The following is a 12072-nucleotide window of genomic DNA, read 5'->3' on the forward strand; positions in this document are numbered from 1 at the left end:
CGCAGTGGCAAAGCTTTCGATGCAGGCACCACAGATTTACCGGCGGTTCAAATCCGGCCGCGCATCCCCTAGATGCAGTCTCGAATCTCCAAGGAACTGCAATGACTACCCATACCACACGCATGCTCATCCTCGGCTCGGGCCCCGCCGGGCTCTCCGCCGCGATCTATGGCGCGCGTGCCGGGATGGCGCCGATCGTCGTGCAGGGCATCCAGCCCGGCGGCCAGCTGACCACGACCACCGATGTCGAGAACTATCCCGGCTTCAAGGACGTGATCCAGGGGCCGTGGCTGATGGAGCAGATGCAGGCACAGGCCGAGCATGTCGGCACGCGAATGATGTGGGACACCGTCACGCAGGTCGACCTCACCAGCCGCCCGTTCCGCCTGATCGGCGACAGCGGCGACGTGTACGAGGGCGATACGCTGGTGATCGCGACCGGCGCGCAGGCGAAGTGGCTCGGGATCGACAGCGAGGAACCGATGAAGGGCAAGGGCGTCAGCGCCTGCGCCACCTGCGACGGGTTCTTCTACCGAGGCAAGAAGGTGGCGGTGATCGGCGGCGGCAATACCGCGGTCGAGGAGGCGCTGTACCTCACCAACCATTCGCCCGACGTGACGCTGATCCACCGTCGCGATTCGCTGCGGTCGGAGAAGATCCTCCAGGAACGGCTGTTCGCACACAAGGGCGTGACGGTGCTCTGGAACAAGGAGGTTCGCGAGTTCGTCGATGGCGGCGGTAATGCGGGACTGGTCGCGCTGGAGCTCGAGGATACGGTGACCGGCGAGCGCTCGCGGCTTGCGGTTGACGGCGGGTTCGTGGCGATCGGGCATCATCCGGCGACGGAACTGTTCCGCGGTCATATCGATCTCGATTCGGACGGATATATCTCGGTCGAGACCGGTTCGACGCGGACCAGCGTCGAGGGCGTGTTCGCGTGTGGCGATGTCGCGGACAAGGTGTATCGGCAGGCCGTGACCGCGGCGGGTACGGGATGCATGGCGGCGCTGGATGCCGAGCGGTTCCTCGCGGCAGCCGAGTTTGCGGAGCTGGCCGAAGCCGCGGAATAACGCTCGCGTCCTTCGTCATCATCCTGACGAAAGTCAGGATCAAGGTTTCCAAACGATAGCGGTTATGGCTCTGGTCCTGCGTTCATCAGGACCGGAGCAGCTACTCCTGCGCCATCCCGTCAACGATCGCGGCGTGGAGCGCTGCGGCGTTCTCCGCCCCGGCAAAGCTATGGGACGCCGTGTCGAACCGCTTCACTTTCGCGTTACCGCGATACCGGGCGGCAAAGGTGATCGCGGTCGCGTCGCCACTTGCAAGGACGATGCCGGCGTTGTCGTGCCAGTGGTCAAGTGCGGTCAAAACATTGGTTGCCAGTGAAGCACGCTCTTGAGTCTTGGCGGTCACCACCCTTTTCAAGCCTCTGAGAAGCTTGGCAATGCTGACCTGTCCCGTCAGCGCGCGTCGCCAGGTTGCGGGGTCGCGAAGCGCGCTGTGATAGCGGGCTCGGATGGCGGCGGCGGGGGGCAGGTCGTCGATCGGTTGCACGACCCAGGGATTGGCCACGATGATCCGGTCAATCCTCGCCGATCGTCCGAACAGCGCGAGCGTGCTGGCCGCGTCGCAATTGCCGAAACCGACCAATCTGGTGACCCTAGGTGCCGCGCGGCGGAAAGCAGAGGCGGCTGCGATCAGGTCAGGTTCGGCGTTAAGGAAGCCCTTATTGTCGCCCGTCGAGTCTCCAACGCCGCGGCGGTCGTAACGGAATACGGGTGTGCCAGCGGCGGCCAGTCGATGCGCTAGCATCGCCATGCCGCGATGGGCACCGCTGCGAATTTCATTGCCGCCAGACACGATGAGCAGTCCTGTCGACCCATCTGCCTCGTCCAGCGTTGCGGCGAGGCTTTCGCCTTCGCAAGGGAATGCGATCAGCGTTCGCATGCTGCGATCCAGTGTGAGATGTCGTCGGCAACTATCTGAGCTAGCGCAGTATCGTTGTCCGGCTCTGACCGACGCCACAGCGGTGAGGCGGCATATTTCACGTCTGCGTCGCGCGGATCGGATTCGAGCCTGACACCTCGCAGGGGGCCGATACCAGCATAGGGTGTGGCGTCGCGGAGGTCGGCCAGCATTTCGCGGGACAGCGTGTTGCCCGCATATCCGGTGTCGCTAGCTCGAGCGGAGCGGGAGGCCACTCGCACGCGGTCCAGTTCACGCAACAGGTCTTCGCCGGTTTGCGGGGACAGCAGCCATCGTCCGGCGAGGGCCGCGTCGGTATCGAAGAGCGCGCCGCTTCTTATCGAAATGCCGTAAGTGTTCCGGCCGAGTTGCTGAGCAAGCTCGGTATAGGCTGTCCGCTGGTCGCGGAGTCGCGCTTCGCCGGTAACGACGACGCTTTCGCCGGTGCCGGGGAGATCGGGGAGCACGCTGCCGATCCCATGATCCGCAAGTTCGTGTAAAATTGTGACCAGAAACTGGCGGGTCCGGTTCGCTTCCTCGAACAGCGGGGGGGCGGCGATGACGATCGGGCCGGCATCGGGGCCGAACCGCAGCATCGCTTCGCGGCCGCCGCTCCAGTCATAGGTATCGAAGCGCAGGGCGGTCATCCCGGGTGAGGCTAGACCGCCCGTTAAGGCTAGACCAGTGCCTTGCTCGCGGCAAACTGCACGAGTGCGCCGAATGTCTCGAGCATCTCGCCGTCGATCTCGTCGTCCTCGATCAGGATGCCGAGGCGGTCTTCGAGTTCGGTCAGCACGCTTGCCACCGCCATCGAATCGAGTTCGGGCAGCGCGCCGAACAGCGGCGTGTCGGCGGTGAACGCGGCGACGCGGTCCGCGCTCAGACCAAGGATATCGGCGAGGACGGCGCGTACCGTCGTTTCGACTTGGGAAGTGCCTTCGAAGATCACGAGCATCGCCTGAACGGTTAGGAACCCGGCCCCGCTAGCGTGTGGGGGTGAATTCGGCAACGGGTTCGCGCTAACGGGGCTTGGCGCTATTAGGAGCGCATGATCGCGCTCGACCCCAAGCCGTACCCTATCGACCATATCGCGCTGCGTGGTGCGCCGGATGCCGTCGCGCTGGTCGACAAGGCGGGCACGATGACGTTTGCTGAGCTTGAGGCAGGCGTCGGTGCATCGGCGGGGTGGCTCGCTGCCCGGGGGCTGTCGGCGGGCGACCGCGTCGCGACGTGGCTACCGAAGACGCGCGTCGCTTGCATGATGCCGCTCGCGGCGGCGCGGGCAGGGCTGGTGCATGTCCCGGTCAACCCCCTGCTCCGAAGGGCGCAGGTCGCGCATATTCTGGGAGATAGCGGCGCTCGCCTACTGGTGACCCAAAGCGCGCGGGCCGGGACGCTAGACGCTGGCGACGTACCGGATGGCTGCGCGACCGTGGACGAGGCCGATCTTCTTTCTCTGTTCCCTCGCGAACGCGGGGGCCCAGCATTGCAGAGCGCGACGCCAGTGATTCCTGGCCCCCTGCCGTTGTGGGGGAATGGAATGTTGGCTCCATCCGACGCCGACCCCGATACCCTGGCCGCGATCCTCTACACGTCCGGCTCCACCGGCCGGCCGAAAGGCGTGATGCTAAGCCACGCAAACTTGTGGCTCGGCGCGATCTCCGTCGCGCACTATCTGAAGCTGGAGCCTGAAGACCGCGTGCTCGGCGTCCTGCCCTTGTCGTTCGACTACGGCCAGAACCAACTATTCTCCGCATGGGTAGCCGGCGCGTCGGTAGCGCCGCTCGACTACCTCGTCGCACGCGACGTGGTGAAGGCGGTCGAGCGGGTCGAGGCGACGACGCTCGCGGGCGTGCCGCCTCTGTGGGTCCAGTTGCTGGAAGCGGAGTGGCCGGCGGAGACGGTGGCGCGGCTGAAGCGCCTGACCAACTCGGGCGGCGCGCTGACGCCGCGACTCGTGCGCGGACTTCGCGAGCGGTTCCCGGCGGCGAAGGTGTACGCGATGTACGGGCTGACCGAGGCGTTCCGGTCGACGTATCTCGACCCGGCGCTGATCGATACGCATCCCGACGCGATGGGGCGTGCAATCCCGTTCGCCGAGGTTTCGGTGGTGAAGCCCGACGGCACGCGCGCTGCGCCGGGTGAGGCGGGGGAACTCGTGCATTCGGGGCCGCTCGTCGCCAAAGGCTATTGGCAGGACGCGGCGCGGACGGCGCAGCGGTTCCGCCCAGCGCCTCGTGGGGGCGGCATGGCGGTCTGGTCGGGGGATACCGTCGTCGAGGGCGAGGACGGCTTGCTCCGATTCGTCGGCCGCGACGACGAGATGATCAAGAGCGCAGGCAACCGGATCAGTCCGCTCGAAATCGAGGAGGCGGTGTTGGCAGGCGGCGAGGCGCGCGAGGCAGTCGCAGTCGGTGTGCCGGACGAGCGACTGGGGCAGGCGATCGTCGTGATGCTGGCGGGGGATGCGGGTGAGGAGCCGGCGTTGCGGGCGCGGTTGCGGACTGCTCTGCCGAGCTTCATGCAGCCGGGTGTGTATCTATGGCGGGATGAATTACCGCGTAATGCCAATGGGAAGTTGGACAGATCTGCCATCGCGTCGGAGGTAAAAGCTTATTCTCCCGCGAGGGCGGGAGTCCAGTCTGGGCCCCCGCCTTCCCGGGGGAACACGGAAGGGAGCGCGTCATGAAACCGATGGGTGCTCTTCCTCGTGAGTTTGTTGCGCAGTCGGGGGCGCTAACGATCGGCGGTCGGCCTGCCGATGGTTGGGCTGTAGAGGCAGGCGACACGCCCATGTTCGTTTACGACATAGAGATCGTCGCCGCCCGCATCGCACGGTTCCGCGCGGCGATGCCGGCGATCGATCTGCATTACGCCATCAAGGCCAATCCACACGCCGACCTGCTAGCCGCGATCGCCCCGCTGGTCGACGGGCTCGACGTCGCCTCCTCGGGCGAACTCGCGAAGGCTATGATCGTCAAACCCGCCGCGTCGATCAGTTTCGCGGGGCCCGGCAAGCGCGACGACGAACTCGTCGCCGCGATCACCGCCGGCGCCACGCTCAACGTCGAATCGGAAGGCGAGGCCACGCGGGCGTTCGCGATCGGCGACCGCCTCGGCCACACACCGCGCATGGCGGTCCGCGTGAACCCCGATATCGAACTGCGCGGCTCAGGCATGCGAATGGGCGGGCGCGCGTCGCCGTTCGGGGTCGATGCAGTGCGGGCGGCCGCGCTCGTGAAGGCGATTTTAGCAGCGGGTGCGGACTGGCGCGGGTTCCATATCTACGCCGGCAGCCAGGCGCTCGATGCCGGTGCGATCATCGAGACGCAGGCTGCGACGATCGCACTCGCGGCGCGATTGGCAGAAGAGGCGAGCGTCGCCCCACCGCTCGTCAATCTCGGCGGCGGTTTCGGCGTGCCGTACTTCGCCGGCGACGCGGCGCTCGACGTCGAACGGGTCGGCGACGCGCTAGCCGAAGCACTCGCATCCCGCCCCGCGATCCTCGCCAAAACCCGATTCGCGATCGAACTCGGCCGCTGGCTCGTCGCCGAAGCAGGCGTCTACCTCACCCGCGTCATCGACATAAAGCAAAGCCAGGGCGAGACCTTCGTCATCGTCGACGGCGGCCTGAACCACCAGCTCGCCGCGAGTGGCAATTTCGGCACCGTCGTCCGCCGCAACTACCCGATCGCGGTCGCCGCGCGGATGGGCCACACGCCGACCGAAACCGTCTCCGTCGTCGGTCCGCTCTGCACCCCGCTCGACCGCCTCGGCGACAAGGTCGCGCTCCCCCCCGTCCACGTCGGCGACCTGATCGCAATCTTCATGGCCGGCGCCTACGGGGCGAGCGCCAGCCCGACTGCGTTTCTCGGGCATCCACCGGCGTCCGAGATCGTTACTGGTATATAAGGCGCAGTTGCAGTGCCTTGGCGGGGCATGGTTACGGGGCGCTCCTAACGCTATCTTCACCTGTTACTTGCATAGCGAAGGCTGAGTTAGCCGCCCGTCGGGCAACCGATGGACGGTGCGGCGCCAGGAGAAAGTTACCCATGCGTTCCGGAACTGTATCGAAATCCCTGCTGACCCTAGGCCTCGCCGCGACCACGCTCGGCGCGTGCACGACCGGCAGCACGCCGCCCGCCTTGCCGCCCGCCTCATTCGTCGCGAAGCAGGAATTGCCGGGCGAGGAATATGTGATCGGCCCGCTCGATCAGCTCAACATCTTCGTCTGGCGCAATCCAGAGCTGTCGTCGAAGGTCCAGGTGCGTCCCGACGGCCGGATCACGACGCCGCTGATCAACGACCTGCCCGCGGTCGGCAAGACGCCCGCGATGCTCAGCGACGACATCAAGAAGGCGCTCGGGGCCTATATCAAGGACCCGATCGTCTCGGTGATCGTCGAGAATTTCAGCGGCACCTACAGCCAGCAGGTCCGGATCGTCGGTGCGACCGAGAAGCCCGCGTCGATCCCCTACCGCGCCAACATGACGTTGCTCGATGCGATGATCGCGGTCGGCGGGCTCAGCCAGTATGCGGCGGGCAACAAGGCACGGCTGGTGCGCTACGATCGTGCGACTGGCAAGCAGACCGAGTTCGGGTTGCAGATCAACAACCTGCTCAAGAAGGGCGATTCGTCGGCCAACGTCCGCCTCGCGCCGGGCGACGTGATCATCATCCCCGAATCGATGTTCTGAGGCGATCGGGATGAACGGGATCTACGACGAGGTACGGATCGCGCTCCATGCGATCTGGACGCGGCGCTGGCTGGCGCTGGCGGTGGCATGGGGCGTGTGCGTGCTCGGCTGGCTGGTCGTGTCGCAGATCCCGAGCCGCTACGATTCGACCGCGCGCGTGTTCGTGCAGATGCAGACGATCCTGCCCTCGGGCATGGACGGCGTGCCACAGGTCGCGCCGATGACGGTCGATACGATCCGTACGACGCTGATCTCCGCGGTGAACCTCGAAAAGGTCGTGCGCGGCACCGATCTCGCGAACACCGTGTCGAGCGACCGCGACGTCGCCGACCGCGTCGCGGCGCTGGCCCCGAACATCAAGATCGTGTCGCAACAGGATAATCTGTTCCAGATCACGACCAGCGCCGCGACCCCGAAACTCGCACGCCAGATCACGCAGAAGCTGATTGACCTGTTCGTTGAGCAGAACCTCGCCGGCGATCGCTCGAAGACGACGCAGAGCCTGACCTTCCTCGACCAGCAGCTCGCCTCGCGCCAGAAGCAGCTCGCCGATGCCGAGGCCAAGCGCGCCGACTTCCAGAACCGCTATCTCGGCGCTCTGCCCGGCACGGGTTCGGTCAGCGACCGGATCAGCGCGGCGCGGTCGCAGATGTCGCAGGTCGATGGCGATCTCGCCGCCGCGCAGTCGAGCCTTGCCGCGGTCCAGGGCCAGATGGCCGGGACGCCGGCGACGGTCGCGGGGACGGGGGGCGTCGCCGGCGCGGCCGGGCCGGCGCGCGCTCGGCTCCAGGCGATCCAGGGTCAGCTCGCCGATGCCCGCGCGCGCGGCTATACCGAGAACCATCCCGACGTAATCGCGCTGAAGAGCCAGCTCGCATCGGCCACCGCGGCCGCGCGCAGCGAGCCGCTGGCAGGCGGCAGTGCAGGGGGCAGCGCGCAGAACCCGCTCTACGCGTCGCTCCAGTCGATGGTCGCGGATCGCACCGCCACGGTCGCCTCGCTGCGGATGCGCCGGAGCCAGTTGCAGGGCGACCTCGACCTGCTCAATTCGAAGCTGTCGGGCGATCCGGAAGTCGCCGCCGAACAGGGCTCGATCGATCGCGATTATCAGGTGCTGAAGGACCAGTACGACGCGCTGCTCAAACAGCGCGAGCAGACCGCGATCGTGGGTCAAGCGCAGTCGCAGAGCGATCACGTGAAGTTCAGCGTGATCGATCCGCCGACGATGCCGAGCAAGCCGAGCGCGCCGAACAGATTGCTGCTACTCACGGGGGTTCTGATCGCGGGACTCGCGGCGGGAATTGGCGCGGCCTTCGCGATGGGGCAGCTGCGATCCACGTTCGCGACGACCGCGCGACTCGAAAAGGCGGCAGGCATGCCGGTGATCGGGTCGATTGGCGAAGTGGTGACGCGCGTGCAATCCGGCCAGCGTCGGCACAAGTTGAAGATGTTCCTGGGCGGTACGGCCGCACTGGGCGTCGCCTATGTCTTGTTGCTGGGGGTAGAGATCCTCCAGCGCGGACTGGCGGCATAGGGGGATGACCGTGACGAAGCCTGATCGCGAACCCTCGCTGCTCGAAAGAGCGGCCAAGGTGTATGATTTCAACGCGCACGCCCGCATGCGCGGTACCGTCGCGCCGACTCTGCCGCAGGTCGACGCGCCCCCGGTTGTGCCCGCGGTCGCGCCCGTGGTCCCCCCCGTCGTCGAGGTGCCGGAACCCGAGTCGCCGAAGTTTGAAACGCAGGTCGAAGCGACGCCTGCTGCGACGTCTGCGCCGCTACCCGAGGCCGAGCCGCCGCACGAATTTGTCGACCCCACCTTCCTCGCGATCCCGGAAGAACTGCGCGCACCGGTCGGTGACGAGCTTCCCGACGAATTCTACCTGCCCGACGAAGCATCCGACACCGTGCGAATCGATCGCGGGATGCTGGCGGCGAACGGCATGATCGTCCCCGGCGCGCCGGTCGGCCCGCTTGCCGAGGAGTTCCGGCTGATCAAGCGGCAGCTGCTGATCACCAGCGCGCGGATCGCGGAGAGCGGCAGCGCCGACAAGGCGCGCATGATCCTGGTCTGCTCGGCGCGCCCCGGCGACGGCAAGACGTTCTGCGCGATCAACCTCGCGCTCTCGATCGCCGCCGAGCGTGACACCGAAGTGCTGCTGGTCGATGCCGACGTCGCCAAGCCCGATGTCGTCGCGCAGCTTGGCCTCACCGATGGCCCCGGACTGCTCGATGCGCTGGGCGATACCCGGATCGACGTCGAGGATCTCGTCATCCAGACCGACGTGCCGCATCTCTCGATCCTGCCTGCCGGGTCCAAGACCAGCATGGATACCGAACTGCTCGCCAGCGCGCGGACCAAGTCGGTGATCGCGCGGCTGCTCGAGGCCAATCCGCGGCGTGTCGTGATCTTCGATTCGCCCCCTGCGCTGGCGGCATCGCCGGCATCGGTACTGGCGATGCGGGTAGGGCAGGTGATGCTCGTCGTCCGCGCGGACCACACCCCCGAGAACGAACTGCGGGCCGCGGTGAACCTGCTCGACGGGTGCGAGCATATCCAGCTCGTGCTGAACGCCGTGTCGTTCGTCCAGGGCGGGGCGCGGTTCGGCAGCTATTACGGGCATGCGTCGTGATGCGGACACTGCACACCAGGCGGATGGCCCGGAAGCTGGCGTTGATCGCCGGCAGTTGCGTGCTCGCGGCACTGCCCGCGACGCCGGTCGTCGCGCAGGCCGATCTGCCGACGCAACCCGCGCAATCGTCTCGCCGCATCACGATCAATCCGTATGTCGAGGCAAACCAGACGCTGTCCGCCGACCTCAACGGTGGCGACGTGCTGACCTATACCAGCCTCGCCGCCGGCGTCGACGCGGCGGTCCAGACCCAGCGTATCTCGGGCCAAGTCAGCTATCGGTACGAGCATCGATTCGGCTGGGGCGATCGTCTCGGCGACGATGATATCCATTCGGGCCTCGCGCGCGTCGATGCCCGCGTCACGCCGAACCTCACGCTTGAGGCTGCCGGTATCGCCACCCGGTCGCGTTCCGATATCCGAGGCGCGGCGCCCGGCGTCCTCGTCGGCAATGTCAGCAACGTCAGCCAGATCTATTCGGTCTATGCCGGCCCCAGCTTCACCAGCAACGCCGGCCCGGTGACGCTGAACGCGAACTACCGGCTCGGCTATACCAAGGTCGATACGCCGACGTTCGGCGATGCGGGCCTGGGCGGGCAACGGCTCGATTATTACGACGATTCGATCGGCAACACCGTGACCGCCAGCGCTTCGGTGCGCCCCGGTGCGATCGCTCCGTTCGGGCTCACGGTCAGCGGCGCTTACGACCGCGAGACCGCCAGCCAGTTGAAGCAGCGTTACGAGGGCTATTACGGCCGCGGCGACATACTCCAGCCGATCTCGCCCTATGTCGCGCTCACCGCCGGCGTCGGTTACGAGAAGATCGAGACAAGCCAGAAGGATCCGGTCGTCGACGCGACCGGCACGCCCGTGCTCGATCGCGACGGTCGCTTCGTCACCAACGAGGCATCGCCGCGCCGCGTCGCCTACCGCACCGACGGCATCTATTACGACGCCGGCGTCGTCTGGCGGCCCAATCGCCGGACCTCGGTGGAGGGGCATGTCGGGCGCCGCTACGGATCGCTCAGCTACACCGGCACCGCGACCTATCAGGCATCGGACTCCGTCGGCCTCGCGGTCAACGTGTATGACGGCGTGCAGACCTTCGGCCGTCAGCTCCGGACGGGTATCGGCAATTTGCCGACCAGCTTCCTGAGCGGCAACCAGCAGGGTTTCGGCCAGCAGTTTAATGGCTGCGTGTTCGGCTCCACCGGTGCGCAACCGGGCGGCTGCCTCAACGACGTGTTCCAGTCGATCTCGACCGCCAGCTACCGCGCACGCGGGATCGACGGCGTGATCTCTGCGACGCGCGGGCGCTCAACCTGGGGCGCGGGCATCGGCTATGCCAACCGCAAGCTCTATGCGCCGCGGCTCGCGCCCGGCCTGGTCGTCGCGGGTCTCGATGACGAAAGCTATTACGGCCAGCTATTCTACACGCGCAGGCTGACCCCGGTTTCCGGCGTCAACGCCGACCTGTTCGTCAATTATTACGACAGCGGCGTCGACGACATCACCGGCGATACCGGCGTGTGGTCTTACGGCGGGACGGGGACATATTTTCACAATTTCGGGCGTCTCGGCACCACCGCGTCGCTCGGGCTTTACAGCTTCAAGGTCGGCGACCTCGACAGCGACTGGTCGGCGCAGGCGCTGATCGGTGCGCGGTACCAGTTCTGAAGGCGAGCAGCTTATGTACGATGAACATTATGGACTGACGGGTCGGCCTTTCCAGCTCACCCCCGATCCCAAATTCTGGTTCGAGACCGCCACCCACCGCAAGGCGATGGCGTATCTCGGCTATGGTCTGGCGCAGGGCGAGGGCTTCATCGTCATCACCGGCGATATCGGCGCGGGCAAGACGACGCTCGTCGGTCATTTGATGGACACGATCGACCTTCAGCGACTGAACGCGATCAAGCTCGTCTCGACCGCGATCGAGGCGGACGACCTGCTGCGGATCGTCGCCACCGACCTCCAAGTCGATCCCGCCGGGCTGAGCAAGGCCGAGCTTCTTACCGCGATCGAGCGCGGGCTGCACGCGGTCGCGCGCACCGGCAAGCGGACGCTGTTGATCGTCGATGAGGCGCAGGCCTTGCCCGTCGATGCGCTCGAAGAACTGCGGATGCTGTCGAACTTCCAGGCCGGCGGCCACGCGCTGTTGCAGATCGTCCTGCTCGGACAGCCCGAGTTCCGCGACCGGCTCCACGGCTCGGAGCGTCTCGAACAACTCCGCCAGCGCGTGATCGCGATCCACCATCTCGATCCGATGGAGGAGCATGAGGTCTCCGACTATCTCGCGCACCGCCTGACGGTGGTCGGCTGGACGGGGAATCCCGACTTTACCGAGGATGCGTTTGCGGCGTTCTTCAACGGGTCGGCTGGTGTGCCGCGTCGTTTGAACCAGCTTGCCGGGCGGGTGATGCTCCATGCGGCGATCGACGACTTGACGGTAATCGACGGCGATACGGTGCGGGCGGTACAGCGTGACCTTGAGGGCGACCTGCCAATGATTGCGCAGGATCGGGGAAAAGGTGCGCATAACGCGCACGAACCGCACGAACCCGTGTCCACGCCGCGTGTTGACACGCCGAGCACCGATCCTGCGGTCGAGGAGCGACTCGCTGAACTCGAGGCGCGGGTGGACATGCAGGACAAGGCGCTACGTCGCGTGCTGACGCTGCTGGTCGACTGGGTCGAGGGCGACGATACGAAGCCGGAATACGCACCCATCCGCGGTGTGGCCGCCTGGCACGATGCTGCCTGAAATGCCTGTTCTCA

The 12072-nt window shown here is 66.3% G+C and carries 11 protein-coding genes; 8 read left to right on the top strand and 3 right to left on the bottom strand.

Annotation, left to right across the window (positions count from 1 at the left end; all coding sequences use genetic code 11):
• Window positions 1-101: 101 nt before the first annotated feature.
• Window positions 102-1070, top strand: a complete 969-nt coding sequence (gene trxB / locus AC1ME3_RS13205; protein WP_056058078.1) for a thioredoxin-disulfide reductase — start codon at window positions 102-104, stop codon at window positions 1068-1070.
• Between the two features lie 100 nt (window positions 1071-1170).
• Here trxB and AC1ME3_RS13210 read toward each other — a convergent pair whose 3' ends face one another.
• The 3 genes from AC1ME3_RS13210 to AC1ME3_RS13220 are packed head-to-tail and all read right to left on the bottom strand — an operon-like array spanning window position 1171 to window position 2920.
• A complete protein-coding gene (locus AC1ME3_RS13210; protein WP_480953509.1) occupies window positions 1171-1947 on the bottom strand; it encodes a hydrolase 1, exosortase A system-associated in 777 nt (258 codons plus the stop codon).
• Window positions 1935-2612 carry an alpha/beta hydrolase family protein gene (locus AC1ME3_RS13215; protein ID WP_480953510.1) on the bottom strand — a complete coding sequence of 226 codons (678 nt, stop codon included), beginning with the start codon at window positions 2610-2612 and terminating at the stop codon, window positions 1935-1937. Before AC1ME3_RS13215 ends, AC1ME3_RS13210 begins: the two co-directional genes overlap by 13 nt.
• Window positions 2613-2641: 29 nt before the next feature.
• Window positions 2642-2920 (bottom strand): acyl carrier protein, encoded by a 279-nt coding sequence (locus tag AC1ME3_RS13220; protein WP_093397165.1) that lies wholly within the window; start codon window positions 2918-2920, stop codon window positions 2642-2644.
• Between the two features lie 93 nt (window positions 2921-3013).
• On the opposite strand from AC1ME3_RS13220, the gene AC1ME3_RS13225 reads away from it, so the two are divergent.
• From AC1ME3_RS13225 to AC1ME3_RS13255, 7 genes are all read left to right on the top strand, one after another.
• A complete protein-coding gene (locus AC1ME3_RS13225; protein ID WP_480953511.1) occupies window positions 3014-4654 on the top strand; it encodes an acyl-CoA ligase (AMP-forming), exosortase A system-associated in 1641 nt (546 codons plus the stop codon).
• Window positions 4651-5877 (top strand): pyridoxal-dependent decarboxylase, exosortase A system-associated, encoded by a 1227-nt coding sequence (locus AC1ME3_RS13230; RefSeq protein ID WP_480953512.1) that lies wholly within the window; start codon window positions 4651-4653, stop codon window positions 5875-5877. The genes AC1ME3_RS13225 and AC1ME3_RS13230 overlap by 4 nt, the downstream gene beginning before the upstream one ends.
• A 140-nt stretch (window positions 5878-6017) precedes the next feature.
• Complete coding sequence (locus AC1ME3_RS13235) at window positions 6018-6662, top strand: XrtA/PEP-CTERM system exopolysaccharide export protein (protein ID WP_480953513.1); 645 nt, start codon at window positions 6018-6020, stop codon at window positions 6660-6662.
• Window positions 6663-6672: 10 nt separating this feature from the next.
• Entirely contained in the window at window positions 6673-8196 is a 1524-nt protein-coding gene (locus AC1ME3_RS13240; RefSeq protein WP_056058096.1) for an XrtA system polysaccharide chain length determinant, read from the top strand.
• A 4-nt stretch (window positions 8197-8200) separates the two neighbouring features.
• Window positions 8201-9295 carry an AAA family ATPase gene (locus tag AC1ME3_RS13245; protein WP_480953514.1) on the top strand — a complete coding sequence of 365 codons (1095 nt, stop codon included), beginning with the start codon at window positions 8201-8203 and terminating at the stop codon, window positions 9293-9295.
• Window positions 9296-9318: 23 nt separating this feature from the next.
• A complete protein-coding gene (locus tag AC1ME3_RS13250; RefSeq protein ID WP_480953515.1) occupies window positions 9319-10971 on the top strand; it encodes a TonB-dependent receptor in 1653 nt (550 codons plus the stop codon).
• Window positions 10972-10984: 13 nt separating this feature from the next.
• Window positions 10985-12058, top strand: a complete 1074-nt coding sequence (locus AC1ME3_RS13255) for an ExeA family protein (protein ID WP_480953516.1) — start codon at window positions 10985-10987, stop codon at window positions 12056-12058.
• Window positions 12059-12072 lie beyond the last annotated feature (14 nt).

This window comes from Sphingomonas sp. BL2, assembly GCF_056680015.1.

What these genes read in the sequence shown, in the direction of transcription:
- AC1ME3_RS13225 (WP_480953511.1), top strand. Translation starts at nt 3,014, where the DNA reads ATGATCGCGCTCGACCCCAAGCCGTACCCTATCGACCATATCGCGCTG.
- AC1ME3_RS13220 (WP_093397165.1), bottom strand. Translation starts at nt 2,920, where the DNA reads ATGCTCGTGATCTTCGAAGGCACTTCCCAAGTCGAAACGACGGTACGC.
- AC1ME3_RS13230 (WP_480953512.1), top strand. Translation starts at nt 4,651, where the DNA reads ATGAAACCGATGGGTGCTCTTCCTCGTGAGTTTGTTGCGCAGTCGGGG.
- AC1ME3_RS13250 (WP_480953515.1), top strand. Translation starts at nt 9,319, where the DNA reads ATGGCCCGGAAGCTGGCGTTGATCGCCGGCAGTTGCGTGCTCGCGGCA.
- AC1ME3_RS13235 (WP_480953513.1), top strand. Translation starts at nt 6,018, where the DNA reads ATGCGTTCCGGAACTGTATCGAAATCCCTGCTGACCCTAGGCCTCGCC.
- AC1ME3_RS13210 (WP_480953509.1), bottom strand. Translation starts at nt 1,947, where the DNA reads ATGCGAACGCTGATCGCATTCCCTTGCGAAGGCGAAAGCCTCGCCGCA.
- AC1ME3_RS13245 (WP_480953514.1), top strand. Translation starts at nt 8,201, where the DNA reads ATGACCGTGACGAAGCCTGATCGCGAACCCTCGCTGCTCGAAAGAGCG.
- AC1ME3_RS13255 (WP_480953516.1), top strand. Translation starts at nt 10,985, where the DNA reads ATGTACGATGAACATTATGGACTGACGGGTCGGCCTTTCCAGCTCACC.
- AC1ME3_RS13240 (WP_056058096.1), top strand. Translation starts at nt 6,673, where the DNA reads ATGAACGGGATCTACGACGAGGTACGGATCGCGCTCCATGCGATCTGG.
- AC1ME3_RS13215 (WP_480953510.1), bottom strand. Translation starts at nt 2,612, where the DNA reads ATGACCGCCCTGCGCTTCGATACCTATGACTGGAGCGGCGGCCGCGAA.
- trxB (WP_056058078.1), top strand. Translation starts at nt 102, where the DNA reads ATGACTACCCATACCACACGCATGCTCATCCTCGGCTCGGGCCCCGCC.